The organism is Craterilacuibacter sp. (assembly GCF_051659485.1).
Classification (GTDB): Bacteria; Pseudomonadota; Gammaproteobacteria; order Burkholderiales; family Chromobacteriaceae; genus Craterilacuibacter.
The window spans coordinates 1-4,251 of record NZ_JBOFOO010000367.1 but is presented as its reverse complement, the minus strand read 5'-3'; the positions used below and the strand labels follow the sequence as shown (position 1 = coordinate 4,251).

Genomic DNA, 4,251 nt, shown 5'->3' with positions numbered 1-4,251 from the left:
CGTCTTCGTGCCCCGCATCCATGTCATGGCCACAATGTTCTGTTGCGGTTGGCTACCTTAACCCGGGAGAAACCCGTTGAGCTTCATCGTTTTGGCGATATTCGCGATTCCAATATTAATTATGTGGGCTTCGTCCCTTGGATCTTGGGGAACTTTTATTGTCGGCTCGGTTGTTGCAACCGGCTTGGCTGCAATGGGCGGGCCTGTGTTTTTAGTGTGGGATTTAGTCGGTGTAGCTATCGCGTTCGCAGTCCTCTGTTTCTTCAAATTTAACGAGTCATACAACTCGCCTGAGCAGGTGGCAGCAAGAGAGGAAGCCGCCCGAATTGCCGCACTTAAAGCGGAAGCACGTAGCGCCTTGATGATCGAGTCGCTGCCAGGCGTATGGCTGGGGGCTATAGGCCTTGTCTTCGGCATGATTTTCTTACCAGACAATGCCATCTTTCCACACAATGCCATCTTACCTGCCATCCCTCTTGGCATCGGTGGTGCACTACTCGGCTTTAAGCTGCTGCAGCAAGACAAGTTGAAGGCCTATCCGATCATCCAGGATGAGGAGCCAATGTTTTCAGAAGCCTTTGTGGTCGTCATGCTGGGTGTGATCTCATGGTTGGCGTTTTCCTTTATACCACCAGGCTCTAAACCATCAGGGTCATCGCCCTACAGGGTTGAATCAGCTCCCACTATCGAAGCGAGTTCGGTGGCCCGGGCAGTCCCGGCTACCGCACGTCAGCATGGCAACACCCAACCAGTACGAAAACCTGGCCCCGGCCGCGATATGCGAAATTGCCTCGATCTGGGGGACGATGCAGCCATCGCCCGTTGCACAGGTGGCTGAGGGAAAAGAACAAAAAAGCCGTCACCCAAAAATAGGGTGACGGCGATGAGAATCAAAAACTGGCAAACAGTCTCATAAGCTGCACATCGGACAGGCCACATAACGCTCGTCCAACTCCTCATCCAGCGTCGGCTCCGCCGGCTCGAACACTTCCAGATACATCACCTTGGTTTCGCCTACATCAATCGGCTCACTCTGGCGGCGCAGATTCTCAGCCCACAAAGCACGCTCGGCCCAACGCACCAGATGCGCCGCGTGCGCTGCAAGCTGTGTCCCTGCTGCCAGGTATAGCTGCCTTCGCCGGGCCGACTAACATCCACCAGTTCTGCGTCAACCAGCACGTAATACAAGACATAACGCAGTTCCTCGCGCATCTGCTGTGGTTCCAGATGCCAAACTTCTGATGTGGCCAGCCGGTGCTGATAATGCATCACTAGTTGGCGTTTGAGGCCAGGCAGTGTCGTGGATACTGCGACCAGTTCTTGGCGCCAGACAACAGGCTCCAGATAAAACCGGCTGACGAAAAACTCGGCCGCACACCAAATGCCCTGAGTGGCCCGGTCGAACAGATCGGCCTGCTCGATACGCGCCACCGTTGGTGCCCATCCCTCGCGGCTTGCCTCCCAGCTCGCCGGCTGCGGAAAGCCGACCCAGTTGCGTGCGATCTTGGCGTCTTCCCATGCCGGCACCGGCATATTGTGCTGGCGAATCGGCGTGGACACCTTCTCGTACTGCTGCATGCGCTGGAACTCGACCTTGTTGGTCTGCAGCAGGCCAACGACTTCGGTGGAACGCTGGAACGGGCAGACCGAACAGCCTGAGCGCGAGCGATGCTTGTAAAAGCTCGGAATACCTAGCTCGCTTTCGGCCAAGGCCCGAAACACATCCTCCCGACCGATGCCAGCTTCCACAAACGGCATCCGCGTACGCACGCCATCAGCGACAAATGCCACTCGATCCTCGTCTGCTCGGATCCCGACAAACATCTCGATGCGCTGCCCAGCGTGCCGAAAACCAGACAGCCAGGCCTGAAATGGCACCAGCTTTAGCTGTCGCGTACACCACCGTGCGCTGGCCGAAGGCAGGAACCCCGAATAATCGTCGATCAGGCTAAACAGCGTGTGGCCCGAGGTAATGCGCTCGACCGGTTTTCCAAGATGCACTTCCAGCCGGTCCAGCACTGCGTACACCTCATCCCCTTCCGCGCCGGTATCTGAAAACACGAGATGGAAATCCACGTCCGGAAAGGCAAGGTGCATCAGCAGCGCCAATGCCGTCGAATCCGCACCACCCGACACCGGCAAGGCACGAAACACACGCTCCCCAGCGTCCAGCTTTACCGTGAAGCGTAAACGCTGCACCAGGGCATCCAATTGCTTGCTCATATGGCCTCCTCTCGGCGACATGCCGATCTGTGCCAACGAGATCTCCTGCACGATTTAGGGTGCAGGCCGACCTAACGCCTTTCTGGTGCCCGGCAATGGGTCCGCTGATCCCTCAGTGGGGCGGTTGATGCACAGTCAGCACCGTGCCCTGTCCATCGCTGGCGGGCCGGTTTTGCGCAGGCAATGGCCGCCACGCCCGGCCTCTTGCCACCCATCCCCCACGCCAGTTGGCCGGCGTCTGCCATTCGAGTATTTGCAACGGGCGCGATTTCACAACCAAAGCTTACTGCTTAACCATCCCATTTTTTTCAGGTCAGCGTATTTGGGCACAGGACATTAACGGGCAGACCAAACCAGTGGTTGAACATTCAACTTTTACAGCTCACGGAATTGGGCAGCAATCCATTGCAGGGCCACCGCCCATAGCCAACTATTCTGATTTACCTGGCGGAAAGGCATTCATTTTTTCTAGTCTGTGCCCCAACAGGCAGGGCAAGCCCTACACGCTGCGACAATCACCAGGCATTCCGCTCGATGTAGGCAACCATTTCGGCGAAGGCATTGACAGCATGGAAAACCAGCCCTAAAGCAACCATGCTTTGTCATGGCACAAAATTAAGTCGTGGATCATTCTTGATCGGGGTGCATCGTTGGATCAACCTACCCGCTTTTGCTGTTCACGCTATTCGGGACAGGGACATTCAAGGGCAGCTAAAGCCAGCGGGGGACTAATCTGGTTTTGCAGTTCAAGCAATTGGGGCGGGAACATTCAAGGGCGGACGAAACCATCAGGTGAGCAATCACGCTTTTGCAGTTCATACTTTTGGGACGGGACATTTGATGGTGAGCGAAACCATCAGGGGGAAGCCATCCAGTTTTACAGTTCAACCATTTGAGGCAGGGACATTCAAGGGCGGCAAAAACAGCGGGTGACTAATCAGATTCCGTAGTTCAACCATTTGGGGCGGGGACATTTGAGGGTAAGCAAAACCATTAGGTGGGAAACCATCCGGTTTTGCAGTTCAACCATTTTTGGCGGTGACATTTAAACGGGGGGACGTCAATGGCAAATTAAAGAAGCGAGTGGGGAGGAGAGAGTTCGCTCTTTCTTGTTCTCGCCTCCTATCCGCTTCTCGATCTGAGTCGGTAGCAGCCCAAAGGCCTGATGCGTGGGCCGCTGATTTTGGTTATCGATGTTCCATCCAGCGGGAGACCATCGGAATCAAAGCACCATCAATAGTTCCTGCACGTCAGGGTCTTCACTGATATCGAAACCGTTGCCGTATTTGTTTTTAGTTTCCAGTGCAACTTCGCCAATGGTGCGCGCCCATTGATTCATACTGGTAGTGGAATTCTTGATAATGAGTTGTGCCTGACGCAGACGCAGCAGCGCTTCGGCTATTTTCTTACGCATGGCAATCATGTCCAGTGCTTCTGCCACCAGTCGTTTGCAGCGCACTTGGGTGTAGGCAAATTCGTTAATACTTTTCAATTTGCGCGCGACCATTGGAAAAGCAATTCGCTTATAGTGCCAGTTGCAGGTAACACGGCTATACAGCCATTCGCAAAAATACCAGCTCACAGCGGTTTCTGAATCCTTAGATTTAACGAAGCGCAAGCTGACCTTGCCATGTAACCACGGTTGCAGAGCATCAAGTAAAAACGATGACCGAATTAGCTGCAAATCAATTCTATCCAGTTGGTTATGCAATAGGGCAAGCGCATTAATATCGGGCGTCTTTTCGAATAGCGGCAATTTCTCGTATGCATCTGACAATCTGCGGCGATTGGACATGGGCTGCTCCCTGTGGCGATGTAAAGTTACGGTGGCCTTCCTAACAGGCCGCTGTGCAGGCGGTCGCGGCCATCGGAGGGGTGTCGGCTTCAGGTAAATCTAGGAAACAAGACTGGGTATGTCCACGTCGGCACCCACTACGGCAGGTGACGATACCTAGGGGGATTATCAAAAGTGCTACTTGAACGACGATATCTGGGGGGTCCATGCATTATAATCTCTATGTCGCTATC

The 4,251-nt window shown here is 54.4% G+C and carries 3 protein-coding genes; 1 reads left to right on the top strand and 2 read right to left on the bottom strand.

Annotation, left to right across the window (positions count from 1 at the left end):
- Window positions 1–76 precede the first annotated feature (76 nt).
- Window positions 77–838, top strand: a complete 762-nt coding sequence (locus ACRC1E_RS12540) for a hypothetical protein (RefSeq protein ID WP_438515428.1) — start codon at window positions 77–79, stop codon at window positions 836–838.
- 176 nt (window positions 839–1,014) lie between these two features.
- Here the strand turns inward: ACRC1E_RS12540 and ACRC1E_RS12535 are convergent, their stop codons facing one another.
- Both ACRC1E_RS12535 and ACRC1E_RS12530 read right to left on the bottom strand, forming a co-directional pair.
- On the bottom strand, window positions 1,015–2,223 hold the full coding sequence (locus ACRC1E_RS12535) for a phosphoadenosine phosphosulfate reductase family protein (RefSeq protein WP_438515427.1): 1,209 nt from the start codon (window positions 2,221–2,223) through the stop codon (window positions 1,015–1,017).
- 1,222 nt (window positions 2,224–3,445) lie between these two features.
- Entirely contained in the window at window positions 3,446–4,018 is a 573-nt protein-coding gene (locus tag ACRC1E_RS12530) for a hypothetical protein (protein ID WP_438515426.1), read from the bottom strand.
- Window positions 4,019–4,251: the final 233 nt, after the last annotated feature.

Excerpts from the sequence above, each read along its gene's own strand:
- ACRC1E_RS12535 (WP_438515427.1), bottom strand. The coding sequence starts at position 2,223 with ATGAGCAAGCAATTGGATGCCCTGGTGCAGCGTTTACGCTTCACGGTA.
- ACRC1E_RS12530 (WP_438515426.1), bottom strand. The coding sequence starts at position 4,018 with ATGTCCAATCGCCGCAGATTGTCAGATGCATACGAGAAATTGCCGCTA.